At 72.9% G+C, this 25,288-nt stretch carries 18 protein-coding genes; 7 read left to right on the top strand and 11 right to left on the bottom strand.

What is annotated here, in order from left to right; all coding sequences use genetic code 11:
• Positions 1-295: 295 nt before the first annotated feature.
• The 4 genes from FHS29_RS23110 (at position 296) to FHS29_RS23125 (ending at position 6,391) form a co-directional block, all read left to right on the top strand.
• A complete protein-coding gene (locus tag FHS29_RS23110; RefSeq protein WP_184693733.1) occupies positions 296-1,327 on the top strand; it encodes a Gfo/Idh/MocA family protein in 1,032 nt (343 codons plus the stop codon).
• Positions 1,328-1,714: 387 nt separating this feature from the next.
• Positions 1,715-2,590 carry a Gfo/Idh/MocA family protein gene (locus FHS29_RS23115; RefSeq protein ID WP_184693735.1) on the top strand — a complete coding sequence of 292 codons (876 nt, stop codon included), beginning with the start codon at positions 1,715-1,717 and terminating at the stop codon, positions 2,588-2,590.
• Between the two features lie 136 nt (positions 2,591-2,726).
• Positions 2,727-4,727, top strand: a complete 2,001-nt coding sequence (locus tag FHS29_RS23120) for an erythromycin esterase family protein (RefSeq protein ID WP_184693737.1) — start codon at positions 2,727-2,729, stop codon at positions 4,725-4,727.
• Positions 4,728-5,164: 437 nt separating this feature from the next.
• Positions 5,165-6,391, top strand: coding sequence for an MFS transporter (locus tag FHS29_RS23125; protein ID WP_184693739.1), 1,227 nt, complete (start codon positions 5,165-5,167; stop codon positions 6,389-6,391).
• 26 nt (positions 6,392-6,417) lie between these two features.
• Here the strand turns inward: FHS29_RS23125 and FHS29_RS23130 are convergent, their stop codons facing one another.
• On the bottom strand, positions 6,418-7,296 hold the full coding sequence (locus FHS29_RS23130; RefSeq protein WP_184693741.1) for an LLM class flavin-dependent oxidoreductase: 879 nt from the start codon (positions 7,294-7,296) through the stop codon (positions 6,418-6,420).
• Between the two features lie 252 nt (positions 7,297-7,548).
• Between FHS29_RS23130 and FHS29_RS23135 the strand changes: the two genes are divergently transcribed.
• Entirely contained in the window at positions 7,549-11,331 is a 3,783-nt protein-coding gene (locus tag FHS29_RS23135) for a Pls/PosA family non-ribosomal peptide synthetase (RefSeq protein WP_184693743.1), read from the top strand.
• On the top strand, positions 11,328-12,575 hold the full coding sequence (locus FHS29_RS23140) for a M1 family metallopeptidase (RefSeq protein WP_184693745.1): 1,248 nt from the start codon (positions 11,328-11,330) through the stop codon (positions 12,573-12,575). Before FHS29_RS23135 ends, FHS29_RS23140 begins: the two co-directional genes overlap by 4 nt.
• A 16-nt stretch (positions 12,576-12,591) precedes the next feature.
• On the opposite strand, the gene FHS29_RS23145 is transcribed toward FHS29_RS23140, so the two are convergent.
• From FHS29_RS23145 to mdlC, 7 genes are all read right to left on the bottom strand, one after another.
• Complete coding sequence (locus FHS29_RS23145; RefSeq protein WP_312865077.1) at positions 12,592-13,137, bottom strand: sigma-70 family RNA polymerase sigma factor; 546 nt, start codon at positions 13,135-13,137, stop codon at positions 12,592-12,594.
• 133 nt (positions 13,138-13,270) lie between these two features.
• The gene (locus FHS29_RS23150) at positions 13,271-14,167 is read right to left on the bottom strand and encodes a hypothetical protein (RefSeq protein ID WP_184693748.1); all 897 of its coding nucleotides are present in this window, start codon (positions 14,165-14,167) and stop codon (positions 13,271-13,273) included.
• Positions 14,164-18,738 carry an RHS repeat-associated core domain-containing protein gene (locus FHS29_RS23155; protein ID WP_184693750.1) on the bottom strand — a complete coding sequence of 1,525 codons (4,575 nt, stop codon included), beginning with the start codon at positions 18,736-18,738 and terminating at the stop codon, positions 14,164-14,166. The genes FHS29_RS23150 and FHS29_RS23155 overlap by 4 nt, the downstream gene beginning before the upstream one ends.
• A complete protein-coding gene (locus FHS29_RS23160) occupies positions 18,735-19,046 on the bottom strand; it encodes a type VII secretion target (protein ID WP_184693752.1) in 312 nt (103 codons plus the stop codon). Before FHS29_RS23160 ends, FHS29_RS23155 begins: the two co-directional genes overlap by 4 nt.
• Positions 19,046-19,498 carry a YbaB/EbfC family nucleoid-associated protein gene (locus FHS29_RS23165; RefSeq protein WP_184693754.1) on the bottom strand — a complete coding sequence of 151 codons (453 nt, stop codon included), beginning with the start codon at positions 19,496-19,498 and terminating at the stop codon, positions 19,046-19,048. Before FHS29_RS23165 ends, FHS29_RS23160 begins: the two co-directional genes overlap by 1 nt.
• Positions 19,499-19,744: 246 nt before the next feature.
• Positions 19,745-20,959, bottom strand: a complete 1,215-nt coding sequence (locus tag FHS29_RS23170; RefSeq protein WP_184693756.1) for an MFS transporter — start codon at positions 20,957-20,959, stop codon at positions 19,745-19,747.
• Between the two features lie 33 nt (positions 20,960-20,992).
• Positions 20,993-22,567: a benzoylformate decarboxylase gene (mdlC, locus tag FHS29_RS23175; protein WP_184693758.1), complete on the bottom strand. Its 1,575-nt coding sequence runs from the start codon at positions 22,565-22,567 to the stop codon at positions 20,993-20,995.
• A 103-nt stretch (positions 22,568-22,670) separates the two neighbouring features.
• Between mdlC and FHS29_RS23180 the strand changes: the two genes are divergently transcribed.
• Complete coding sequence (locus FHS29_RS23180; protein WP_184693760.1) at positions 22,671-23,567, top strand: LysR family transcriptional regulator; 897 nt, start codon at positions 22,671-22,673, stop codon at positions 23,565-23,567.
• Between the two features lie 21 nt (positions 23,568-23,588).
• Here the strand turns inward: FHS29_RS23180 and FHS29_RS36990 are convergent, their stop codons facing one another.
• The 3 genes from FHS29_RS36990 to FHS29_RS23195 all read right to left on the bottom strand — a co-directional run bounded on the left by FHS29_RS36990 (position 23,589) and on the right by FHS29_RS23195 (position 25,286).
• Positions 23,589-23,921 carry a helix-turn-helix domain-containing protein gene (locus FHS29_RS36990; RefSeq protein ID WP_184693762.1) on the bottom strand — a complete coding sequence of 111 codons (333 nt, stop codon included), beginning with the start codon at positions 23,919-23,921 and terminating at the stop codon, positions 23,589-23,591.
• Positions 23,918-24,355, bottom strand: coding sequence for a cupin domain-containing protein (locus FHS29_RS23190; protein ID WP_184693764.1), 438 nt, complete (start codon positions 24,353-24,355; stop codon positions 23,918-23,920). Before FHS29_RS23190 ends, FHS29_RS36990 begins: the two co-directional genes overlap by 4 nt.
• Before the next feature lie 64 nt (positions 24,356-24,419).
• Complete coding sequence (locus FHS29_RS23195; protein ID WP_184693766.1) at positions 24,420-25,286, bottom strand: helix-turn-helix domain-containing protein; 867 nt, start codon at positions 25,284-25,286, stop codon at positions 24,420-24,422.
• Positions 25,287-25,288 lie beyond the last annotated feature (2 nt).

Consider the following 25,288-nt stretch of genomic DNA (forward strand, 5'->3'; position numbering starts at 1 on the left):
CGTATTCGACTAATGCCCTTTTCCACTCGCCCACCTTGACGCCGTTCGAGCACCGCACGATTCGGGAAAAATGGTTGATCGGGTGAAGAATGGGTCGGGCAGCGCACTCACCTCCGCTGTCGAAGCACGCCCGGTCAGCGTATGGCAGGCGCTCCGACCGACCCGCGCACGCACCGGAGTTCACTCTTCCTGGTCAACTCCGCGAAGCTCTGTTGACAGCGCGGTCCCGGTCGGACAACGTCGTTATTGATCGAATTCGGTCGTTTTATTCGTACGCCTGACGATCAGGGGCTCAATGGTGCGGACACTCGTCGTGGGACTCGGCCGGGCGGGAGCGGAGCTGCACCTCCCGGTGCTCGCCAGGGCCCGTACCGGGGCCCGGCAGCTGTTCGGGGACGAGCCGGTGGTCGCGTGCGACCCGCGCCGGGTGCTCGGCGACCGGCCCGGCCTGGTGACGGCGACCAGCCTCGCCCAGGCGGCCTCGGTGCTCGACGCGGAGGAGACGGTCGCGCACGTGTGCACGCCGCCGGCCGTGCGCACGCAGGTGATCGGCGAACTCGCCGAACGCGGCTTCCGCAACCTGATCGTGGACAAGCCGCTCGCCGCGGACACCGACGACCTGGCCCGGATCATCCGGCTGCGCCGCAAGCGCGGCCTGCGGATCGCGGTGGTCGAGCCGTGGCTGACCAGCTCGCTGACCGCGCGGCTGACCGAGCTGGTGCGCGGCGGCACGCTCGGCGACCCGAGGTCGATCGCGATCGTGCAGAACAAGCCCCGCTTCCGGCGCTCGCTGTCCCGGCCGGGCCACCAGACCGCGTTCGACGTCGAACTGCCGCACGGCGTGGGCCTGGCGCTGCGCCTGGCGGGCAACGCGCGGGTCACCCACGCGGCCGGGTCCGACCTGGTGGTGGGTGACGTGGTGGTGCCCCGGATGGGTGGCGCGCGGGTCGGGCTGCGGCACAACAGCGGGGTGCGCACGGAGATCAGCTCCGACCTCACCTCACCGGTCCGGGAACGCCGGATCACGATCAAGTTCGACCAGGCCACGGTCGTCGGCCACTACGCGGTCAGCGCCGACGACGACCACTCGCAGCTCACCGTCACGCGCAACGGCCACGGCGAGCACGAGGTGCTCCGGGACGACTCGCTGACCGAGTGGGTGATCCGCGCCTACCAGCTGTTCCGGGGCGTCGGCGACCAGCACGCGCGTGGCTTCGCCTTCGCGACCGACGTGGTGCAGCTGCTGTCGGTGGCCAAGAACATCTGCGCCGAACCGGTGGTGCCCGCCGCGCGCGCCGAGACCGCGGTGGCCGTCCATGCCCGCTGAGCCGGTGTTAACGGGCACCACCGGCGAGGCCGCCCCCGACCGCGCGGCCCGACTCGGCTGGTCGGGCGTCGGACCGCGGCCCGCACGGCTACCACGGGTTCGCGGTGCCGGAGCAGAACGTTCCGCACGTGGTTCACGTGCACCTCGAGGACGCGGTCGGCGACCGGTTCGTGCCGCCGGGGCAGGGCGGGGCGAAGGTCGCCGACCGCGTCCGCCTGCTGCGTGCCCGCGCGCACCGGGACGCCTGGTCACCCGACCCGGTCGAGGCGGGCCCCACCGACGACGTGTCGGCCGCGTTCGTGGCGGCGGGCCGGGCCGTGGCCCGGCTGCCGCGGTGGCCACGGCCGACCCCGCCCTGCGATCGGTCCCGCTCGTGCGGGCGGCCCGGTGATCCGCGTCGGCGTGGTCGGACTGGGGGTGATCGCCGGGTACTACCTGACCGCGATCGACGCGCTGCCCGACTACGAACTGGTCGCGGTGTGCGACGTGGACCGCGACGTCCTCGCCGGGCACGGTGTCCGCGACTACCTGCACCACCGCGCGATGCTCGCCGACGGCGACCTGGACGCCGTGGTGGTGACCGCGCCGAACGACGTGCACGCCGCCGTCGCCCGGGACGTGCTCGACGCCGGCCTCCCGGTGTGCGTCGAGCAACCGCTCGCCACCACCCTGGCCGACGGCGAGGACCTCGCGCGGCGGCCGGGAGTGCTGTTCACCGCGTTCCACCGCCGCTACAACAGCAATGTCGTGGCATTGCGGGGGGAACTGGTGAACGCGGCTCCGATCGAGTCGCTGGCCGTGCGTCACCTGGAGCGCATCGAGGACCGCGTCGGTCTGGGCCGCCGGCACCTGGACGCGGGCCGCGACGGCGGCGGGTGCGTCGCCGCCAACGGCCCGGACGCCCTGGACCTGGCCCGGCTGTTCGTCGGCCCGCTGACGCTGGAGTCCGTGAAGATCGTCCGCGACTCCACCGGCGTGGACCGGCAGGCCCTGCTGCGCGTACGAGGCTCCGCGCCGGCCTCGATCGAGCTGGACTGGTCGTTCCCGGGCGAGACCGAGGAGGTGGAGGTCCGACTCGCGGACGGCACCGTGCTGCGGGCCGACGTGCTCGACGGCCACCGGGAGTCCGAGGGCTCGCTGCGGCACGAGTACGTCGGCGTGCTGCGGGACTTCGCCCGCGCGATCCGCGCCGGCGGCCGGGAGGACGGCGGGCTCGCCGCACTGTCCCTCGTGGACGAGGCCCGTCGACGTGAAGGCGCGTGACGATTCGGGGGCCGGGGGCCACGGGTGGATTGGGGCCGGAGGCCACGGGTGGGATCAGGGCCGGCAGCCAGGGGCGGAATACCGCAGAACACCGCCGCAGCCGGTTGACCCGGGCCCTGCGGGGTAGCCGATCGCCATGTCGGATCGCCTGTTCCGAGACCGCCGCGACGCCGGTCGGGTGTTGGCGGGCCTGCTCGACGGGTACCGCGACCGCGACGACGTGATCGTGCTCGGCCTGCCGCGCGGCGGAGTCCCGGTCGCCCACGAGGTCGCGACGGCGCTCGCCGCCCCGCTGGACGTCCTCCCGGTGCGCAAACTAGGCGTGCCCGACCACCCCGACCTGGCCATGGGCGCGGTCGCCGGCGGTGACGTGGTGGTGGTGGACGACGACATCGTGCGCGGCCTGGGCATCACGCCCGAGGTCGTCCGGCGGGCGACCGAGCGGGAAGGCCGGGAGCTGCTCCGCCGGGAACACCTGTACCGCGAGGGCAGGCCCATGGTCGACGTCGCCGGGAAGACCGTGGTCCTGGTGGACGACGGCCTCGCCACCGGCGCCGGCGTGCGGGCCGCGATCCAGGCGCTGCGCGGGCTGGAACCCGCGCGGGTCGTCGTCGCGGTGCCCGCCGCGCCGGAATCGACGTGCGCGGAGCTGCGGCGGCACGTGGACGAGGCGGTGTGCGCGGTCACGCCCTCACCGTTCTTCGCCGTGGGCGAGTCCTACTGGGACTTCGCCCGGACGACCGACGAGGAGGTGCGCGACCTGCTGCGGGCGGCGGCCCGGACCCGGCCCGCGCCCGCTGCGGCCCCGACCGAGATTTCCGCCATCCGCGCGGCGGCCATCCCGGTGCGGGACGGGGCACCTCCGGACGACGTGCTGTTCGACCTGGTCGGTGACGCCCGGTTCGTGCTGATCGGCGAGGCGTCGCACGGCACGCACGAGTTCTACGCCGCCCGCGCGCACATGACGCGGCGGCTGATCGAGGAGATGGGGTTCGCGGCGGTCGCGGCGGAGGCCGACTGGCCGGACGCCTACCGCGTCAACCGGTTCGTCCGGGGCCGGAGCGACGACGCCACCGCCGAGGAGTCGCTGCGCGGCTTCGAGCGGTTCCCGGCGTGGATGTGGCGCAACACCGACGTCCGGGACTTCGTCGACCGGCTGCGCGAGCACAACGACCGGATCGGCGACGAACGCGCGCGGGTGGGCTTCTACGGGCTCGACCTGTACAGCCTGCACCGCTCGGCCGACGAGGTGATCGGCTACCTGGAGGGCGTCGACCCGGAGGCCGCCGCGCGGGCTCGCGAACGCTACTCGTGTTTCGACCACTCCGATGGGGACGCGCAGAACTACGGCTACGCGGCCGCTTTCGGGGCGGGCGAGTCGTGCGAGCGGGCCGCCCTCGAACAGCTCGTGGAACTGCGGCGGGAAGCGCTGGACCACGCCCGGCGGGACGGGTCGGCGGCGGAGGCGGACCTGTTCGACGCCGAGCAGAACGCCCGGCTGGTCAGCGACGCGGAACGCTACTACCGCACCATGTTCAGCGGCCGGGTGTCCTCGTGGAACCTGCGCGACCGGCACATGGCGGACACGCTGGACGCGCTGGCCGAGCACCTGACCGGGCAGCGCGGAGCGCCGGCGAGGATCGTGGTGTGGGCGCACAACTCGCACCTCGGCGACGCCTCCGCCACCGAGTCCGCCGCCCGCGGCGAGCTCAACGTCGGGCAGCTCGTCCGCGAGCGGCACGGCGACGACTGCCGGCTGATCGGCTTCACCACCCACGGCGGCACGGTCACCGCGGCCGACGACTGGGGCGCGCCCGCGGACCGCAAGCGGGTGCGGCCCGCACTCGCGGACAGCGTGGAGGAGCTGTTCCACGACGTCGGCCGCGCGGAGTTCATGGTGCGCTTCGACCGCCCGCCGCAGGCGGCCGAAGTGCTGCGCGACGCCAGGCTGCAACGTGCGATCGGGGTGATCTACCGGCCGCGGACCGAGCGGCAGAGCCACTACTTCCGGGCGCGGGTGGCCGACCAGTTCGACGCCGTGATCCACCTCGACGAGACCCGTGCACTGGAACCGCTCGACCGCAACACCCGCTGGGACGCCGGAGAGCTGCCCGACACCTACCCGTACGCGGTGTAGCTGCCGCACCGACTAGTGCCGCGCGGCCCCTGCTAACCGGCTCGGTGCCCGCTGTAGGCATTCCTGCGCAGTCGGCACCCCGGGTGGACCGCCTAACCGTTCGCCGAACGCCGAACGCGGTCCGCGCCGACCAGTCGCCGCCAGCAGGACGCGCACCCACCCCGGCCGGGCGTCGCCTCGGAACAGCCCCGTCGCTTCGATCTGGCCATTCGTGCCTCCTCGTCTCGCCCGCCACACCGTCCGGACGGGGCCGGTGGTCAACTGAACCCATCCCCCGTTGTTCGGTGTCGGCGCCTGGACGATGAACAACAAGCTCTGAACAATGGGCACCCGACTACGAGGGGGACTCGTCTGGTGGCTCGGCGTGAGCGTCCGTTGAGGGACGGGGAAGGGCCGCTGCTGTCGTTCGCGGCGGACGCGGCGGCGTGGCCGGCCGCATGAGCGGCGTCTTCGAACCGCTGAGGACACCGGCGTTCCGGCGGTTGATCACCGGGCGCGGCTGCGCCGAGTTGGCCAACGCGGTCGCCCCCGTGGCGCTGGCGTTCGCCGTGTTGGACCTGACCGGCAGCCTGGTCGACCTGGGCATCGTCGTGGGGGCGCGGTCGGCGGCGGTCGTGGTGCTGGTGTTGTTCGGCGGGATGCTGGCCGACCGCCTGCCCCGGTCGGTCATCCTCCAGGGCACGGCGCTGACCGCGGCGCTCACCCAGGGGCTCGTCGCGGCGTCGGTGCTCGGGCACTTCGCGTCGCTGCCGCTGCTGGTCGGGCTCGGCATCGCGAACGGCGCGACGGCGGCGATGTCGTTGCCCGCCGCCGCCGCGCTTACCCCGCAGACCGTGGCCCCGGCGTTGTTGACGCAAGCCAACGCGTTGGCGCGGATAGGCGTGAACACCGGTCGGTTCTCCGGGGCGGCGTTGGGTGGGCTGCTGGTCGGCTCGCTCGGGCCGGGGTGGGCGATCGCGGGGAACGCGGTGCTGTTCCTGCTCGCGGCGCTGGCCTACCAGCGGGTCCGGGTCGCGCACCCGCCCCGGGTGGTGGAGAAGGGCGTGCTCGGGGACCTGGTGGAGGGCTGGCGGGAGTTCACCGAGCACACCTGGGTCTGGGTCGTGGTGTTGCAGTTCATGGTCGTCAACGCGGTGTTGGCGGGTGGGCTGTTCGTGCTCGGACCGTCGATCGCCAACCACACCATCGGGCGGACCGCGTGGGGTTTCGTCATCGCTGCGGAGACCCTGGGCGCGTTGATCGGCGGGGTGTTGGTGGCGCGCTGGAGGCCCCGGCGGGCGTTGTTCGTCGGCGTCTCGGTCATCCTGCTGGAAGCCTTGCCGCTGGTCGTGCTGGCCGAGTGGGCGCGGGTGGTGCCGCTGTTGCTCGCCATGTTCGCGGTCGGGTTGACGACCGAGGTGTTCGTGGTGGCCTGGGACGTGTCGCTGCAGGAGAACATCGCGCCGGAGAAGCTGGCGCGGGTGTACTCCTACGACATGCTCGGGTCGTTCATCGCGCTGCCGGTCGGGGAGGTCGTCGCCGGGCCGTTGGCCACCAGGTTCGGCGTGGAGACGACGTTGCTGGCGGGTGCGGTGGTGCTCGTGATCGTGACGTGCGGCGCTTTGTGCAGCCGACAGGTGCGCACGCTGACCCGTCGTGCGGATCAGGAGGACGTCCGGACGTAGTGGCCGGCGACGCGCGGCGAGGCGATCTAGGGGTCCAGGCCGGGCAGAACTTCGGACGCCACCCTCTCCAGGATCCCTTCATCGCCCGCGAACACGCCGGACCCGCGCGGCCACGGTGCGGCCACGTCGGTGAAGCCCAGGGCTTCCGCCCGGCCGAGGAAGTCGCGGTAGACCTCGACGCCGGACAGCGAGAACACCGGGGCGGCGTCGGTCTGGAGGAAGCGGCGCACCTCGTCGCGCGGGCGGTCGAGTGCGTCGAGCGTCTCGTCGAACCGTTGCGACAGCTCGGCGATCGACGACCACCACGAGTCCAGGGAGTCCTGCGGCGCGCCGGTCGTGATCCAGCCCTGGCCGAAGCGGGCCGCGAGCCGCAACGCCTTGGGACCGTTGGCTGCGACCACGAACGGGAGCCTGGGGCGCTGCACGCAGCCGGGCGGGTTCCGGGCGTCCTCGGCCCGGTAGTACTCGCCCGACCAGGTGACGTGGTCACGGGTCAGCAGGGCGTCGAGCAGTTCCACGAACTCGGCGTACCGGGTCGCCGGGCTGCGCGCGAGGTTGGTCCCGCCGAACACCTTCTGGTCGTAGCCGCCCATGCCGCCCGCGCCGACGCCGAGCGTGAAGCGGCCGTCCGACACGTCGTCCAGGGTGATCAGCTCCCGCGCGAACGGCACCGGGTGGCGGAAGTTCGGAGACGCCACCATCATCCCCAGCTCGATCCGCGAGGTCGCCTCGGCGGCCAGCGCCAGGGTCGGCACCGAGCCGAACCACGGGCCGTCGACCAGGGTCCGCCAACCCACGTGGTCGAACGTCCAGGCGTGGGCGAACCCGTAGTCCTCGGCGGCCTGCCAGCGCGGCTTCGCCTCGGCCCACCGGTATTCGGGCAGGATGGTGATCCCGGCTCTCATCCGCACTCTCCTCGGTCGACGTGTCCGACCGAACGGAACCACTGTTCGGCTGTCGACGCGACCCGAACGTGTGAGACCTCCCACTCCCCGTCTCGATCACGCTGCGTCGTGGTGGCACCGGGGTAAAGTCGCAGGCTGCGGTTTCGCGGAGGCGATCGCCGCGGCTGCCTGACCGGTCTGCACCGGGTGCGGGGCAGCTCCCCCACCCTCTCGGAGGACGACAGTGCGTTCGCGTTCAGCCGGTGCGCGCCGGTGACCATTGCCCCCGACTTCACGCTCGCCCCTGCCCTGTTCCGCGCCCGCGCCGCCGCGCCGGAGCGCACCCTGCTCGACATCCTCGCGGACACCGCGCGCCGGCACCCCGAGGCGCCCGCGGTCGACGACGGCACCACCGCGCTGACCTACCGGACCCTGCTCGAAGAGGTCGACCGGGTGCGCCGCGACCTCACCGCGCACGGCATCGGCGTCGGTGACCGGGTGGGCATCCGCGTCCCTTCCGGCACGGTCGACCTCTACGTGTCGATCCTCGCCGTGCTGGCCGCCGGCGCGGCGTACGTGCCGGTCGACGCCGAAGACCCCGACGAGCGCGCGGACCTGGTGTTCACCGAAGCCGGCGCGTGCGCGGTCATGGGAGCGGGCCGGGAGCTCGTGCTGCGCGGCGCCCCGATGGGGCTGGTCGGCGCGCCGGGGCCGGACGACGACGCGTGGATCATCTTCACCTCCGGCTCCACCGGCAAGCCCAAGGGCGTCGCGGTGTCGCACCGGTCGGCCGCCGCGTTCGTGGACGCCGAAGCGGGCCTGTTCCTCGTCGACGAGCCGATCGGGCCGGACGACCGGGTGCTGGCCGGCCTGTCCGTCGCCTTCGACGCGTCGTGCGAGGAGATGTGGCTGGCGTGGCGCAACGGCGCGTGCCTGGTGCCCGCCCCGCGTTCGCTGGTGCGCACCGGCATGGACCTCGGGCCGTGGCTGGTCGAGCAGGAGATCACCGTGGTGTCCACGGTGCCGACGCTGGCCGCGCTGTGGCCCGTGGAGGCGCTGGACGACGTGCGGCTGCTGATCTTCGGCGGCGAGGCCTGCCCGCCGGAGCTCGCCGAACGCCTGGCCGTCGAGGGCCGCGAGGTGTGGAACACCTACGGCCCCACCGAGGCCACCGTCGTCGCGTGCGCCGCTCCGCTGACCGGTACCGGCCCGGTGCGGATCGGGCTGCCGCTGGACGGCTGGGAGCTGGCCGTGGTGGACGCGCGGGGCGAGCTGGTGCCGATGGGCGGCACCGGCGAGCTGGTGATCGGCGGCGTGGGTCTGGCCCGCTACCTGGACCCGGCCAAGGACGCCGAGAAGTTCGCGCCGCTGCCCGCGCTGGGCTGGTCCCGCGCGTACCGCAGCGGCGACCTGGTCAAGGCCGAGGACGAGGGCCTGCTGTTCCTGGGCCGGGCCGACGAGCAGGTCAAGCTGGGCGGACGGCGGATCGAGCTGGGCGAGGTCGACGCGGCGCTGCAGGCCCTGCCGGACGTGGCCGGCGCGGCCGCCGCGGTGCGCACCACCAAGGGCGGCAACCAGGTCCTGGTCGGCTACCTGGTCGCGGCGGACGGGTTCGACCGGGCCGACGCGGTGAGCCGGCTGCGCAGCGCGCTGCCCGCCGCCCTGGTGCCGCTGATCGCGGTGGTGGACACGCTGCCCACCCGCACGTCCGGCAAGGTCGACCGGAACGCCCTGCCGTGGCCGCTGCCCTCGCTGGACGCCGAGGTCGAGTCGCAGCTGGAAGGCACCGAGGCGTGGCTGGCCGAGCAGTGGGCCGGGGTGCTCGGCTCGCGGGTCGCCGACCCGGACGCCGACTTCTTCGCCAGCGGCGGCGGCAGCCTCGCCGCCGCCCAGCTGGTGTCCCTGGTGCGCGCCCGGCACGCCGGGGTGTCCGTGAGCGACGTCTACCAGCACCCGACGCTGCGGGCGCAGGCGCGCCGGCTGGACGAACTGGCCGAGCACGACTCGCCCGTGCGGGTCGTCGCGCCGACACCGCGCCGCACCGCGATCGTCCAGGCGCTCCTGACGATCCCGCTGATGACCGTGGCCGGGGCGCGGTGGACGGTGGCGCTGGCGGCCATCGGCAACGTCGTCGGGCTCATGTCCGTGTCGTGGTGGTGGGTCGCGGCCGGCTGGCTGGTGCTCATCAGCCCGCCCGGCAAGGTCGCCATCGCCGCCGGTGGCGCGCGGCTGCTGCTGCGGGGCGTGCGACCGGGCACGTATCCGCGCGGCGGGGGCGTCCACCTGCGGCTGTGGACCGCCGAACGGCTCGCCGAGTTCAGCGGGGCCACCAACCTCGCCGGTTCGTGGATCACGCACTACGCCCGCGCGCTCGGCGCGAAGATCGGTCCGGACGTCGACCTGCACTCGCTGCCGCCGGTCACCGGTCTGCTCAAGCTCGGCCGGGGCAGCGCGATCGAGCCCGAGGTCGACCTGTCCGGCACCTGGGTGGACGGCGACCGCGTGCGCATCGGCCGCATCCGGGTCGGCGCGGGCGCGACGATCGGCGCGCGCAGCACCCTGTTGCCCGGCGCGCGGATCGGCAAGCGGGCGGAGGTCGCGCCCGGCTCCGGTGTGGTCGGCTCGGTGCCGACCGGCCAGCGGTGGGCGGGCGTGCCCGCGCAGCGCACCGGCAAGGCGTCCCGACCGGGACCGCGCCCGCCGCGTTCGCCGTGGTGGAAGTCCGTCTACGGGGCGACCACGTTCGCGTTGGGCCTGCTGCCCGCCGTCGCGGCGCTGCCGGCCCTGCTGCTGATCGTGCGCGGGCCGTTGACGCTGACCTCGGCGTTGTCGGCCGTGCCGTTGGCGACGTTGGCGTGGTCGGGTTCGTACGCGCTGCTGGTGCTGGTGTCCGTGCGGCTGCTCGGCATCGGCTTGCGCGCGGGCGTGTACCCGGTGCACAGCCGGGTCGCCTGGCAGGCGTGGACGACCGAGCGGTTGATGAACATGGCGCGGGTGGCGCTGTTCCCGTTGTACGCCAGCCTGTTCACGCCGGTGTGGCTGCGGGCCCTGGGAATGCGCGTCGGGCGCGGCGTGGAGGCGTCGACCGTGCTGGCGCTGCCGAAGATGACCAAGATCGGCGACGGCGCGTTCCTGGCCGACGACACCATGGTCGCCTCCTACGAACTGGGCGGCGGGTGGCTGCGCATCGCGTCCGCCAGGGTCGGGAAGCGGGCGTTCCTGGGCAACTCGGGCATGACCGCACCCGGCCGGGCGGTGCCCAACCGGGGTCTGGTGGGGGTGCTGTCGGCCGCGCCGAAGCGGGCCAAGGCGGGCAGCTCGTACCTGGGCATGCCGCCGATGAAGCTGCCGCGTGCCGTCGAGGACGGCGACCAGAGCCGCACGTTCGACCCGCCCAAGCGGCTGGTGGTGGCGCGTGCGCTGGTCGAGCTGTGCCGGGTGGTGCCGGTGATGTGCCACGTGGCGCTGGTCGTCCTGGTGCTGTTCGCGCTGCGCGAGCTGGGCGGCTACGCGCCGCTGCTGGCCGGTGCCGTGCTGCTGGCGGCGGGTGTGGTGGCGTGCGTGGTGGCCCTGGTCGCGAAGTGGGCGCTGGTGGGCCGGTTCCGGCAGCGGGAGTACCCGCTGTGGAGCGCGTTCGTGTGGCGCAACGAGCTGGCGGACACGTTCGTCGAGGTGCTGGCCGTGCCGTGGCTGGTCGGGTCGGCGGGCGGCTCGCCGCTGATGTCGGTGTGGCTGCGGGCCCTGGGCGCCCGGATCGGGCGCGGCACCTGGGTCGAGTCGTACTGGTTCCCGGAGGCCGACCTGGTCCGGCTGGGCGACGGCGCGACCGTCAACCGGGGGTGCGTGGTGCAGACGCACCTGTTCCACGATCGGATCCTGCGCATGGACCGGGTGACGTTGGCGGCCGGCGCGACGCTCGGGCCGCACGGCATCGTGCTGCCCGGCGCGACCGTCGGCGCGCACACCACGGTGGGGCCCGCCTCGCTGGTGATGCGCGGCGAGGAGGTGCCGGCGGGCAGCCGCTGGCTGGGCAACCCGATCTCCGCCTGGCGATGACCGGGTACCTCGCGCAGCACGGCGACCCCGCCTGCCGGGTCGAGCACTACGACCTCGAACTGGACTACAAGCCGCTGACCGGCCGGCTGGCCGGTCGCGCGCGGCTGTGGGTGGCGACCGACGGGCCGATCACGCTGGACTTCGGCCGGTTCGCCATCGGCAAGGTGCTGGTGGACGGCAAACCCGTCCGGTACGCGCACGGCGGCGGGAAGCTGCGGCTGCGGCACCGGGCCGGCGGGCGGTGCGTGGTGGAGGTGCGGTACTCCGGCACGCCCCAGCCCGTGCGCACCCGGCACTGGGGCGACCTGGGGTGGGAGCAGCTGGCGGACGGTGCCCTGGTGGCCGGCCAGCCGATCGGCGCGCCGTCGTGGTTCCCGTGCAACAACCTGGTGCGCGACAAGGCGACCTACCGGATCTCGGTGACGTCCGCCTCGCCCTACACGGTCGTGGCCAACGGGGTGCTGGTCGACGTGCGGACCGGGGGCAGCGCGACGACCTGGGTGTACCGGCAGGCCGAGCCCATGGCCGCGTACCTGGCGTCGGTCCAGATCGGGCAGTACGACCGGCTGACCGTGGCATCGGGGCAGGACGTCGTCTTCCCGGCCCGGCTGCGCCGGGCGGTGACCCACGACTTCGCCCGGCAGCCCGCGATGATGACGAAGTTCTCCGAGCTGTTCGGCCCCTACCCGTTCCCGGAGTACCACGTCGTGGTGACCGACGACGAGCTGGAGGTGCCGGTGGAGGCTCAGGGCATGTCCGTGTTCGGGTCCAACCACGTGGACGGGCGGCGCGGGTTCGAGCGGCTGGTGGCGCACGAGCTGGCGCACCAGTGGTTCGGCAACAGCGTCGGGCTGGCCGACTGGCGGGACATCTGGCTCAACGAGGGCTTCGCCTGCTACGCCGAGTGGCTGTGGGCGGAGAACTCGGGCGGGCCTTCGGCGGCCGTGTCGGCTTCGCGCACGCGTACCCGACTGGCCCGGCTGCCCCAGGACCTGTGCATCGGCGAGCCCGGCGAGGCCGACATGTTCGACGACCGGGTGTACGAGCGCGGGGCGCTCACCCTGCACGCGTTGCGCGACCGCCTGGGCGACCAGGCCTTCTTCACCGTGCTCCGCGACTGGACCCGGACCTACCGGCACGGCACGGCCACCACCGCGGACTTCATCGCGCTGGCCCAGTGGCACAGCGTGGCGCCACTGGACCCGTTCTTCCAGTCCTGGCTGCACGAACCGCGCCTGCCCTGAAGGGCGCCGAGGAGCGCTACAGCCCGACCCGTCGGGGGTCTTCGGCCAGCGTCGCCCGCAGCCGGTTCAACGCCCGGTGCTGCGCCACCCGCACGGCCCCCGGCGTGGAGTTGACGGCGACGGCGGTCTCCTCGGCCGACAGCCCGACGACCACGCGCAGCAGCACGATCTCCCGCTGCATGTCGGGCAGCACGTCCAGCAGCCGGGCCAGCTGCGCCGACAGCTCACCGTGCAGCGCGTGCTGCTCGGGCCCGTCCCCGGCAGCCGGCCCGTCCGGCAGGTCGGCCACCGGTTCCGCCTTGTCGCGCGTGGCGCTGCGGTGGGCGTCGGCGACCTTGTGCGCGGCGATGCCGTACACGAACGCGAGGAACGGCCGCCCCTGCTCCCGGTACGACGGCAACGCCTTCAACAACGCCAGGCACACCTCCTGGGCGACGTCGTCCGCCGCCACCGAGGACCGGCGGACGCGTGCCCGGCAGTACCGCACCACCAGCGGCCGGACGGACGCCAGCAGGCGCTCGACCGCGACCCGGTCACCCGACACCGCCCGGGAGACCTGGATGTCCGAACCGCCCGGGTCGGCGGGTGTCGCCCTGCGGTGCTGCCCGGAGGGGAGATCGGCAGCGCACACCGCGGACCTCCTTCCGTGGTCGACGTGCGGGCCGCCTGCCGGGCCCGCACGACCGGCGACCGGGTCAGTCCCGTTCGCCGCTCAACACCTTCTGCAAGAACACCGCCGGGTAGGTCTGCCGGTACCTGCCGGCCGCCAGGCCGACCGCCTCGGCCTCCTCCGCGTCGATCATCCGCAGCGGACCGTCGGCCGTCTCCGCCGCTCCGTGCTCCCCGGTGTCCACGCCGGGGTAGGCGCCGGGCTTGTGGTAGACCTCCGGATCGGCCGGGAACCGCCCGAGCAGGCCCTCGTCGTGGCCGACGACCTGCCAGGTGCCGTTCTTGACCTGGCTCTCCTCCGTGTACACCGGGAACCGCCGAGGGGCCTTCAGCACGTCCGCCGACGGCCGCCCGTCCGGTGACACGCCCTCGAACAGGCCGATCGCCGTGCCGAAGCGGTTGCGGGTGATGACCACGGCCAACCGGTGGCCGGACGGTTCCACGGGAATGGCGAGGATGTCGCCCGGGGACAGCCTGGTGTTGCGCTTGGCGCGTTCGGCCACGAGTCTGCGCACCTCGGTTCCGTCGACGTCGGCGAACGCGATCCGCCCCGTCCGGATGATCCGGAGAATCGCCGAAGCGTACTGCTGCGGCGTGCTCGGGCTGCCGGCGGAGGCGATCCGTTCGGTCAGGGTGGCGTTGAGCGAGCGGGCGTCCTCGAACACGTGGTCGTTGAGCTCGGCGACCCTGGAGGCGCCCTCGGGTCGGTACCGCTTGCCCTTCACCGTCGCCGTCAGCCGCAGCGGCTCGGTGAACGTGCCGTCCACGGCGTCGCTGTTCGTCGGCACGGACCAGCCCAGCACTTCCAGGAACTCGCCCAGCGTCGGCGGTCCGCCGGTCTCGTCCGCGAACTCGGCGGCGACGTCCGCGAAACCCGAGGCGAACGGGTCGAGCGCGTCGGCGGCGAGTGGCGCGTCGGTCACGGAGGACATCCCAACCCGTTGTTCTTCCTCGACTCGTATTGTTCGTACTCGTCCACTTTGTTCTCGTTCATCGGGTTCTGCCGGTTGCCCCGGTAGTTGTTGCCGTCCCGGCCGATGACCGTATCGTATTGCTCCGCCAGTCGCTGTTCCATCAACCGCGACTCGCCATAGGTCCGCGTGCCGGGCTGCACGGTGATCGTGTCGCCGTTGTTCGGGTCGTAGCGGTTGTTGTTGGCGGCGTGCCGGCGTTCCACGTCGGCCTGGGTGGTGTTCGGGCCGAACTGGCCCGAGTAGTAGACGGTTCCGTTCGCGTCGCTCAACGTGTAGTTCGACCAGCCCGGCCGGTCCAGGTGCAGGTAGCGGTCACGGGTGATCAGGCCCAGCGGGTCGAGCAGGACCATCGGGTTCCCGACGTAGCCGTGGTGGTTCGGCGCGGGGTCCAGGCCCAGCGGGTCGGGGGTGGTGTAGCGGCCGTTCGCCGGGTCGTAGTAGCGGTGCAGGTTGTAGTTCAGGCCGGTCTCGCGGTCGTGGTACTGACCGGGGAAGCGCAGCAGGCAGTCCACCACGCCCTCGGCGCCGCGGTCCTCGCCCCACACGCTGGTCCGCTGCCGCCACTCGACGCGGCCGTCCGCCGTCACCAGCTCGGTCGGGGTGCCGACCAGGTCGGTGACGATCGCGTGGAACCGGCGGTCGATCTCGTGCCGGGTCGCGTCCGCCACCGCGGTGCGGGTGTCCTGGCTGATCGGCGTCCACGTGCCGGGCCGGTGGTCCCACGTGGTGGTGGACACCAGGCCGTGCTCCAGGCGTTCCTGCCCGGCCAGTACCTGACCGTCCCAGTGGAAGCGGTACTCCTCCACCGCCACGCCGTCCGCGCCCAGCCGGCGCTTGCCGATCCGCCTGCCCAGCGGGTCGTAGCGGTAGCGCCACCGCTCCCCCGCCGGGTTGACGGCTTCGACCATCCGGTTGCGCGCGTCGTACCGGTAGGTCCACACGCGACGGCTGCCGGACAGCGTCCGGAGCACGGTCCGCACCAGGCGGCCCCGCTCGTCGTGGTCGTAGTGGACCCGACCCGCGCGGCGGACCAGCGTGCCCGAGACCTCGCGCGGCCCGGCGGCCGGCGAGTCGGCACGGCTGTCGGCGGCGAACGCCAGGTTGCCGGACGCGTCGTAGGCGTAACCCTCCTGCCACGTGGCCGCCCGCACGGCGGTGACCCGGCCCAGCGCGTCCGACTCGAACCGCCGGGCGCCGTCGAAGCTGTCGTCGGCCGAGTCCGGCACGCCGTCCGGGCGGTAGGTCCACCTGCGCCCGTAACGGGGCCGGGACCCGCCCTCCGGGCCGACCAGCTGTCGTGCGACTAGCCGGCCCGAGCTGTCCCAGGAGCTGGTGACCGCGACGTCCGGGCCCAGCGCCTGGAACACCTCGCGGCGCGCGGCGTCGTGGCCGAACGTGATGCGCCGCCCGCCCGTGGTCAGCGAGACCGGCAGCCCCACCCGGTCGTACTGCCAGACCGACGTGTGGCCGGTGGGCGTGGTGCGGGACGTGCGGCGGCCCAGCAGGTCCCAGGTGGAGGTCAGGGTGCGGCCGTCCACGGTCTCGGTGAGCAACCGCCCCAGCGGGTCTCGGGTGAACCCCAGGTCGCCGTCCGGGCAGCTCGCGGTGCTCACCCGGCCCGCCGCGTCGTAGCCGAAGGTGGTGACCTCGCCGCTGTCGGTGCGCTGGGTCAGCGGACGGCCGAGCGGGTCTCGGGTGATGGCGATCGACTCGCCGTCGGTGAGCCGGACGAGGCGCTTGGCCGCGTCGTGCCGGTAGGACACCGCGCGGCCGTTGAAGTCCCGCTCGGACACCAGGTTCCCGGCCGGGTCGTAGGTGTAGCACCAGGTCAGCCGCTGGGGGTTGACCACCTCCACCAGCCGCAGCTCGGTGTCGTGGCGGAAGGAGTGGCGCGAGCCGTCCGGGTCGGTGCGCGCGACCACGACGTGGAACGGGCCCACCTCGTAGCCGGTGGTGTAGCCCGCCCGGTCGGTCTCGGCGATCACGTCGCCGTTGCCGTTGGTCGCCCACGACTGGCTGGTGCCGTCCGGGTAGGTGTACCGGGACGGGGTGTCGGCGTTGCCCCACTGCACGGTGGTGACCGCGCCGAGCGCGTCGGTCGCCCGCACCAGCCGCCCGCGCGCGTCCAGCAGGTAGTGCTCGGTGGCACCGGACGGGTCGGTCACCGACACCGGCAGCCCGGCGGCGTTGGTGGTGATGGTCGTGGTGTTGCCCAGCGCGTCGGTGATGGTGCGGGGCTCGCCGTGCTCGCCGTAGGTGAAGGTGGTGACCGCGCCGGCCGGGTCGGTCTCGGTCAGCTTGTTGCCGCGCTCGTCGTACGTGTACCGCCAGCGCGCGCCGTCCGGTCCGACGACCTCCACGGGCTTGCGCAGCTCGTTGTACTCGGCGGTCACGGCGGTGCCGTCCGGGCGGTCGACGCGCACCGGGTCGCCGTCCCAGCCCAGCGTGTAGCGGGTGGTGTGGCCGAGCGCGTCGGTGCGGGACAGCAGGCGGTGGAACCGGTCGTACTCGGTGAGTTCCGCGTTGCCGAGCGGGTCCACCACCTTGGTCAGGTGGTTGAACTCGTCGTAGTGGAACACCGTGACCTGGCCGAGGCTGTCGGTGACGGTGGTCCTGCGGTTCGCCGGGTCGTAGTCGAAGTCCGAGGACAGGAAGCCCCCGGCGCCCTCACCCCGGACGACCCGGCCGTCCTCGCGGTAGGTGTAGGTGTAGCGGTAGCCCTCCCGGTCGACCCACGCCGTGATCCGGTCGGCTTCGTCGTACTCGTACTGGTACGGCAGGAAAGTGGTGTCCACGATCCCGATGAGCCGGCCGCGCGGGTCGTAGCGGTACTCGACCAGTTTCGTGTTGTCGGCCGCCAGGCGGAGCGCGGCGACGCGGGGGCCGGCGTCGCCGTGCACGGTCTCCACCAGGATCCGGTAGCCGCCCGAGTGGACCACTTCGGTGGGCAGGCCGGCGGCGTCGCGCCGGTAGGTGATGCGGTTGCCGTTGCGGTCGGTGAACGCGGTGATCGGGCGGACCCCCGGGTCGGTCGGGTTGGGGCCGAAGTGGCGCACCCAGCCGGTTCGCGGGTCCTCCACCCGGTAGGTGTCGCCGTCCCAGGTCAGCGCCCAGCGCGCGCCGTCGTTCGGCATTCCCCGCGAGCCGGGGTGTTCCGGGCGTTCGTAGCGCAGGATCTCCGCGTCGTCGCCGAAGTAGCGGACGTCGTGCTCGTCGACCTCCAGTCGTTGGTCCACTGTGGACGACCAGCCGGGACCGTGCAGCCGGCCGCCCCGGTAGCCCGAGGCGTAGGCGCGCCGCAGGAACAGCGGCAGCAGGGCGGGCAGGTCGACGTCGGTGCCGTTGACGATCATCTGGCCGGACACCGCGTCGACCGGGTCGCCGCCCTTGCCGTCGCAGCCGCCGTTGCCGTCGGACTTCTGGCCGCTGCCGCCGTCCTTGTCGCCGGGCTTGTTCCCCTGGCCGTTCTTGGCGGTGTCGGGGCCCCGGGTGTTCGGGGAGTTGCCGCCGGGCGATGTCCCGTCCGGTGTGGACGGACCGTCCGGCTTGGGCGTGGCCGGGGTGTCCGGGATGGTGGACGGGCCCGTCGTGCCGGAAGGACTGGTGGTACCGGATGGGCTGGTGGTGCCGGCAGGACTGGTCGTTCCCGATGGACTGGTGGTGCCGGACGGGCTGGTGGTGCCGCCTCCCGAGGGCCCGGACGGCGAGGGGTCCGGCCCGCGCGGCGTCGGGGCGTCGGGGCCCTTGACCGCGGGGCCGTCCGCCTTGCGGCCCAGCTTGCCCAGGGCCTGGATGATCTCGTCGAGCTTGTCGACGACCTTGCGGATGCGCGGCGTGACGTTGCCGACGGTCTTGATCAGGTTGCGGATCAGGTCGCCGATCTTCTTGACCACCTTGGAGATCGCGGTGATCGCCTGCCCGATGATGACCGGGATCGCCAAGCCGAGGGTGGCCACCGCCTCCAGCGCCCAGGCGATCAGCCGGCCGATCAGCTCCGCCACGATCTCGCGGACGATCTCGCGGACCGCCGCCACCACCTCGCCCATGATCATCACGCCCGCGGAGATGCCGTCCGCCAGCGAGCCCGCCCCCGCCACCGCGTCCGCGACCTGTGCCGAGTGCGCCCGGTAGGCGTCGCCCGCGCTGCCGGTCCAGCCCGCCGTGCCGTTGCGCGACTCGTTCAGGTAGTCCTGCGCGATCGCGGACACCTCACGCGCCACGTTCGCCCACGTCTCGCTGAACGACCGGATCACCGGAGGGTCGCCGGCCAGCCAGTCCAACGCCTCCTTCAGCGGCTGCACGTGCTCGATCAGCCACCCGACGCCGTAGGAGGCGAGGGTGCCGACCGGGTCCACCACCATGCTGAGCGCTTCCAGGCCGACCCCGGCCGCACCGAGCCCGGTGGCGACCCAGTCACCGCTGGAGACGCCCTGCGCCAGGCCGTCGGCGGCCTCCAGGATGCCGATCCCGGTGGTCGCGTTCGTGGTGTCCTGCGGCTGGGCGACCAGGCCCCCGGTCATCCGACTTCGATCCCGTCGAACGCGGCGGCCCCGGCCTGCTCCCGGGCGCCGTAGTCACCGGCCGTCGCGCGCACCTCCTCCGCCACGTGGCCGATCGTCTCCACGCCCTTCGCCAGCGCGTCCACGCCCATCTGCTCGAACGGCTGGAGCAGCATCGCGAAAGGTCGGCAGATCACCCCGTACGCCCCGTCCGACATGGTGACCTGACGCGCGGCGTCCACCGCCGCCCGCAACCGGCCCGCCAGCGCGTCGACCTTCCCGGCGTGCCCTTCGAGCTCGTCGACCAGGACCCGGTACCCGCCGGTCATCAGCGACCACCCGACAGGTAGGAGTCACCGCTGAAGTCGTCGTCGTCGCCGTCACGGGGCGGTCGTGGCGGTGGCGGCTCCTGCCCCTCCGGGTGCGGGAAACCGGCCTGCGCCGTGGCCACCAGGTGCCGGGTGGTGGCGTCGTCGCCGACGGTCTGCGCCATGATCGCGGCGAGTCGTTCCGGGTAACGCGACTGCGCCCGGGTCATCGCCTCCATCACGGCGGCGGCGATCCGGTCCGGGCTCAGCTTGCGGACGCCGTCGGTCATGGTGACCGCGTCGGGGATGCCGTTCGCGCCGACGGTCACGGTCACCGCGCCGCTCGCGGCCGACCCGGTGATGGAGATCCGCTCCACCTCGTCGGTCATCTCCCGGTAGCGGGCCGCCTTCCGCTCGGCATCCCGTTCCCACCGGTCGATCGCGCTCTCCACGTCCGACAACGGCTCCGGCATGGCGTCTCCCTCACCACGAAGATCCAGCACTCCGATGCTGCTCGCGGTCGGCCGGTTGAACAGCCCGTTGGCAGAACCTCACTCTTTTGACGCAGGGGAATTCCCCGTTTGCCTGGAATCCGCCGCCCGGTGGCCGCACTTCGCGGGAGCGGTCGACGCAGTGGCGCCACCGGCGGACGGCGCTGCGCCGACGCCGCCCGCCAGTGCGCTCAGACGACTGGATGACCTTCCGGTCCCCCGAGGACATCACAGCGGTGTGTGTGCCTCGGCAGCCTGGGAGTCGGGGGTGCGGGCGAGCAGCAACACAGCACCCAGACCGAGGGCCGCCACCACCGCGAAGAACCAGAAGCCCCACGGGTACGCGATGCCCGCCGTGACCAGGGCGCCGGTGACGAACGGGCCGAGGATCGAGCCGAGCCGGCCCACCGCGGAGGTGAAGCCGAGCGCGGTGCCGCGGGCCTGGGCCGGGAACGCCTGCGCCACGTACCCGTAGATCAGGACTTGGGCGGAGAACACGAACACGCCGGTCAGCAGCACCATCAGGTTGAGCAGGAAGCTGCTGCTCACCTTCAGGCTCAACGCCGCCAGCAGCACCGCCGCCGCGCCGAACCACAGCGTCGCGATCGGCTTGATGCCGTACCGGTCGGCGATCAGGCCGGCCGCCAGCAGGCCGATCACCGCGCCCACGTTGAGCACCAGCAGCAGGGTGATCGCGGTCGAGATGGGGTAGCCGGCGGTCCGCATCAGCTGCGGCAGCCAGGTGTTCAGCCCGTAGACCAGCAGCAGACCCATGAAGGAGCCGACCCACACCGCGATGCTGGTCCGCCGGAACCTCGGTCCGAGCAGGTCGCGCGGCGACATCCGTTCGGACTCGTCGCGGGCGGCCAGGAACGCCGAGGACTCGGGCAGCCGCCACCACATCAGCGGCACGACCAGCAGGCCCGCGAGGCCGCCGCCGTAGAACAGCAGGTGCCAGTCCTCCTGCGCCGCCAGGGCGAGCACGGACATGAGCACCGCGCCGACGTGGTAGCCGGTCATGGTGAACGTGCTCGCGCTCGCCCTGCGCCGCGGCGGCAGGTTCTCCGACATGACGGTCAGCGCGACCGGCATGCACGCGCCCAGCCCCAGGCCCGCGATGAACCGGAGCAGGGCGAACACCTCCACGCTCGGAGACAGGGGGATCACGAGCGTGAAGACGGAGAACAGCAGGACCGAGCCGATCAGCAGCCTGCGCCGGCCGAACCGGTCCGTGAGGGGGCTGAGGACGGCGGCGCCGACCGCCACGCCGATCAGCGACACGGTCGCCACCAGGGTCGCGCCCGCCGGGGTGAAGCCGAGGTGGCCAGTCTTGAGCAGGGTCGGGATGGTCGCGCCGAACGCGACCAGGTCGTAGCCCTCCAGCAGGACGGTCAGCCAGCAGAACACGGCCGTCCAGGTGGAGCGGGGTGGAGACGTCGTCATTGCCGTGCTCCTCTTCCGGGGTCGGGCGCGGAATTACTCCGGCGTGGTCAGCTGGGTGTCGACCTGGATCAGCCGCGGGCCGTCGGCGACGGCCTTGAGCTGCGCGTGCAACTCGTCCACCTCCGTGACGGTGGTGGCGGGCACGCCGTAGCCCTCGGCGATGCGGGTGAAGTCCAGACCGGGGATCTCGGTGCCCGGCACGTCCGGGGTGCCGAGCAGCCCGCCGAACCAGCGCAGCGCGCCGTACGTGCCGTTGCGCAGGATGACGAACGTGACCGGTACCCGGTGCTGGGCGGCGGTCCACAGCGCGGTGATGCCGTAGTTCGCCGACCCGTCGCCGACCACGGCCACCACCGGCCGGTCGGGGCGTCCCATGGCCATCCCGACGGCGGCGGGCAGCCCGAAGCCGAGACCGCCGGAGGCCGGGAAGAAGTACGAGCTGCCCTGCCGCAGGTCCATCTGCCGCCACCAGGCCGAGTTGGTCGAGGTGGACTCCACGACGTACGTGGTGTCGGCCGTCTGGGTCTCCCGCAGCGCGGCGAAGACCTGCTCCGGGTGCAGCGCCTCCTCCGCCGTCGCCGGCTCGGGGTTCGGCACGTAGCCGGTCTCGCCCCCGCGCGCGGTGGTGCGGGCCAGCAGCGCTTCCACGACCGCACCGGGGTCGGCGACCAGGGCCTCCCCCATCGGCGCCCGGGTCGCCGCGCCCAGGTCGTCGGTCACCTGCACCAGCCGGCTGCCCTCCGGCAGGTACGGGCCCGGCACGTGCTGGTGGTAGCGGAAGACCGGGGCACCCAGCACGAGGATCAGGTCGTGCCCGGCGAGCGCGGTGGACACCGGCGCGATCCCGGCGGGCAGCACGCCCCGGAACAACCGGTGCCGGTTCGGGAACGGCAGCCGGTGCGGCGACGGGGCGACCCACGTCGGCAGCGCGAGGTGCTCCGCGAGCGCCACCGCGCGGTCGAACAGCCCCGCCGCGTCGATGTCGCCGCCCAGCACCAGCGCCGGGTTGCGGGCGGTGGAGACCTGCCCGACCAGTTCGGCGAGCTGGTCCTCGGTCGGCGCGAACCCACGCCGCACCTCGCGGTCCAACGTCACCGCGACGCTGTCGTCGAGCTCCTGCGCCCAGTCGTCGTAGGGCACGGACAGGTAGGTGGGGCGGCGGTGCAGCTCGGCCTCGAACACGGCCTGCGCCAGCGAGCGGGGCACGTCCGCCGCGCAGCTCGGCTCCCCGGACCAGCCGACCAGCGGGCGCATGAGGTGGGCGGCGTCGACGTTGGCCAGCATCGCCTCCAGCCCGATGGCGGACCGCACCTGCTGGCCGGCGGTCAGCACCAGCGGCGAGCGGGAGTAGACGGCGTTGGTGAGCGCGCCCATCGCGTTGCCCGAGCCGGCGGCGGCGTGCAGGTTGACCAGCACGGGACGGCCGGTGGCCTGCGCGTAGCCGTCGGCCATGCCCACCACGACGCCCTCGTGCAGGCCCAGCACGTAGCGGAACGACGCGGGCAGTTCGGCGAGGAACGGCAGCTCGTTCGAGCCGGGGTTGCCGAAGACGGTGGTGAGCCCACGGCGTTCGAGGAACTGGTGGGAGATCCGGCGGACGGTCGGCATGAGCGTGCTTCCTCCTACAGCGGCGGTGTGGGCAGACCATAGGAAACGTCCGGGAGTGTGTTCCAATAAATGTTCGGGCCACTTTATATCGATGGGATCGATGATGCGGGATTTCGACCTGAACCTCGTGCGCACGTTCGTGCTGCTCTACGAGACCCGCAGCGTCACCGCGACCGCCGAGGCCATGCACCTCACGCAGCCCACCATCAGCTACAGCCTGCAGAAACTCCGGCGGCGGTTCAGCGACGAGCTGTTCCGGCGGGCCAAGGGCGGCCTCGTGCCGACGGCGACCGCGCAGGCGCTGTACGAGCCGCTGCACAACGCGCTGGCGGGCATCGAGGCGGCGGTGAGCGGGGCCTGGTCGTTCGACCCGGCGACCGCGCACGCCACGTTCACGCTGAGCTTGTCCGACCTGGGCGAGGTGGCGCTGCTGCCCCGGCTGATGGCGGCGCTGCCCTCGCACGCGCCCGGGGTGACGTTGGCGGTGCGGCCGTTGGACGTGGTGAACGCACCCGACCAGCTCGGGCGGGGCGAGATCGACGCGTTCATCGCGTCACCGTTGTTCAGCACGCCCCGGGTGGCCCGGATACCGCTGTTCAACGAGGGGTACGTCGGCATGGTCGCCTCGGCGCACCCCCGGTTGCGCGGACCGGTCGGTCTGGCGGAGCTGGCCGGGGAACGGCACATCGCGGTGTTCGGGCCGACCGGTCACGACGGGCCCAGGCGGGCGCTGGAGGCCAACGGGCTGATGCACCGGGTCGTGCTGGAGACGACCCGGTTCACGTCGCTGCCCTACCTGGTGCAGGGCGGCGAGCTCATCGCGATGGTGCCGCGCATGGTCGCGGAGGTGTTCGTCACCGACCACGACGTCCGGCTGGTCGAGCTGCCCTTCGACATCGAGCCGGCGCAGGTCTCCATCTACGCCCGGCACGCCCACGCGCGCGGTGCGGCCCAGGACTGGCTGGTGCGCTTCATGGCGGAGATCCTGGCCGGGCGGTGAGCCCGCGCGGGGCGGGTGGGCTCAGCCCACCCGCCCCGCGCGCCGGTACTCCCGCGGGGCGCAGCCGTAGGTCTGCCGGAACACGCGGCTGAAGTACGACGAGTCCGGCATCCCCCACCGCGCACCCACCACGCCGACCCCGACGCGGTCGGCGATCAGGTCGCGCCTGCACCGCTCCAGCCGGCGGTCCCGGATCCACCGGGCCACCGTCGTGCCCTCGCTCTCGAACAGCCGGTACAGCTGGCGGGTCGACACGTGGTGCGCCGCCGCCACCCGCTCCGGCGTCAGCTCCGGGTCGGCGAGGCGGGCGTCGATGAAGGCCTGGATGCGGTGCAGCAGGACGGGATCGGTCACGACTTGTATTCGGGGTGCAGCGACAGCGCGATGAACTGGAACGGCCGGTCCACCCGCTGGTACCCGAGCGGGCAGTGCCGGACGCCCGCCGGGATGTACACCGAGGCGCTGGTCGAGATCTCGTAGACCTCGTCCTCGATGGTCAGCTCGGCCACCGCGCCGAGGTCGTTGATGTCCTCGGGGTTCGAGCCCATCCAGATGAGCACCTCGTCGTACTCGTGGGTGTGCTCCAGCACGTACGGGTTGGGGGTCGGCACCTCGTGGATCCAGCTGTAGGCGATGTGCACCTTGCTGCCCGGCACCTGCCAGCCGCTCATCAGCGCGTGCGCGCCGCTGGTACCGCCCTCCACTTCCCCGTACGCCAGGACACCCTCGTTCGGCAGCTCCTCGCGGACCATCTCCCGAACGATGTACTTCTCGAATTTCCCTGCCATGTAAGGAATCTCCTTCGGTGAGGACGTCCTCCGAAGGTACGAACCGGCAGCCCCGACCGGACAGTCAACGCTCTCGGGCGATCTGGTACTTTTCGCGGACCTCCCGGCGGAAGTCCCCCGGGCTGGTCCCGGTCTCGCGCTTGAAGAACCGGCCGAAGTACGACGGGTCGTCGAACGCCAGCCGGTGCGCGATCTGGGCGACGCTGAGCTCGGTCCGCGCGAGCAGCCGCTTGGCCTCCAACGCCAGGGCGGCCCGGATCACCGCACCGGGCGTCCTGCCCGTCGCCGCGCGCACCAGGTCGGTCAGGTGGCCGGCCGTCACCCCGACCCGCTCGGCGTAGGCCGTCACGGACCGCTCCGCGAGCACGTGCTTGTCCACCAGCCGGATGAACTGCCACGCGGTGGAGGACATCGGGGCCTCCGGCCGGACCTGGCGCAGCCGCTGCGTCCGCACGAGCAGGATGTGCAGGTACGCCTGGAGCATCGTGGCGTAGCCGGACGCACGCGCCCGGTACTCCCGCGCCATGTCGTCGAAGATGCCCTCGACCAGTCCGGTGTGGTCACCGGTCAGCCGCAGCTCCGGGCCGCCCCCGGGGAACGGCGGCGGCCCGCCCGGCCGGTCGAGCAGGAACTCCTCGGCGAACACCAGCACCCGGCCGCGCACCTGCTCGGTGTCCTTCCAGAAGTGCACCTGGCCGGGTGCGAGGAAGTACAGCGTGTTGGGCACGATCGGGTAAGGCTCGAAGTCGACCACGTGCACGCCGTCGCCGCCGGTCAGGTACAGGATCTCGTAGAAGTCGTGCCGGTGCGGGAACCGGGCGCGGGTGAACGCACCGATCTCGTCGAAGGTCCCGATGGCGAACGGCGACAGGCCGGACGGCACCGGGACCTCGATCTCGTGCAGCGGCAGCGGCTCGTCGGAACGCCCCATGC

The organism is Saccharothrix tamanrassetensis (genome assembly GCF_014203665.1).
GTDB lineage: Bacteria > Actinomycetota > Actinomycetes > Mycobacteriales > Pseudonocardiaceae > Actinosynnema > Actinosynnema tamanrassetense.

Coding starts and splice junctions, on each gene's coding strand:
- FHS29_RS23110 (WP_184693733.1), top strand. CDS start 296: ATGGTGCGGACACTCGTCGTGGGACTCGGCCGGGCGGGAGCGGAGCTG.
- FHS29_RS23120 (WP_184693737.1), top strand. CDS start 2,727: ATGTCGGATCGCCTGTTCCGAGACCGCCGCGACGCCGGTCGGGTGTTG.
- FHS29_RS23125 (WP_184693739.1), top strand. CDS start 5,165: ATGAGCGGCGTCTTCGAACCGCTGAGGACACCGGCGTTCCGGCGGTTG.
- FHS29_RS23130 (WP_184693741.1), bottom strand. CDS start 7,296: ATGAGAGCCGGGATCACCATCCTGCCCGAATACCGGTGGGCCGAGGCG.
- FHS29_RS23140 (WP_184693745.1), top strand. CDS start 11,328: ATGACCGGGTACCTCGCGCAGCACGGCGACCCCGCCTGCCGGGTCGAG.
- FHS29_RS23155 (WP_184693750.1), bottom strand. CDS start 18,738: ATGACCGGGGGCCTGGTCGCCCAGCCGCAGGACACCACGAACGCGACC.
- FHS29_RS23160 (WP_184693752.1), bottom strand. CDS start 19,046: ATGACCGGCGGGTACCGGGTCCTGGTCGACGAGCTCGAAGGGCACGCC.
- FHS29_RS23165 (WP_184693754.1), bottom strand. CDS start 19,498: ATGCCGGAGCCGTTGTCGGACGTGGAGAGCGCGATCGACCGGTGGGAA.
- FHS29_RS23170 (WP_184693756.1), bottom strand. CDS start 20,959: ATGACGACGTCTCCACCCCGCTCCACCTGGACGGCCGTGTTCTGCTGG.
- mdlC (WP_184693758.1), bottom strand. CDS start 22,567: ATGCCGACCGTCCGCCGGATCTCCCACCAGTTCCTCGAACGCCGTGGG.
- FHS29_RS23180 (WP_184693760.1), top strand. CDS start 22,671: ATGCGGGATTTCGACCTGAACCTCGTGCGCACGTTCGTGCTGCTCTAC.
- FHS29_RS23190 (WP_184693764.1), bottom strand. CDS start 24,355: ATGGCAGGGAAATTCGAGAAGTACATCGTTCGGGAGATGGTCCGCGAG.
- FHS29_RS23195 (WP_184693766.1), bottom strand. CDS start 25,286: ATGGGGCGTTCCGACGAGCCGCTGCCGCTGCACGAGATCGAGGTCCCG.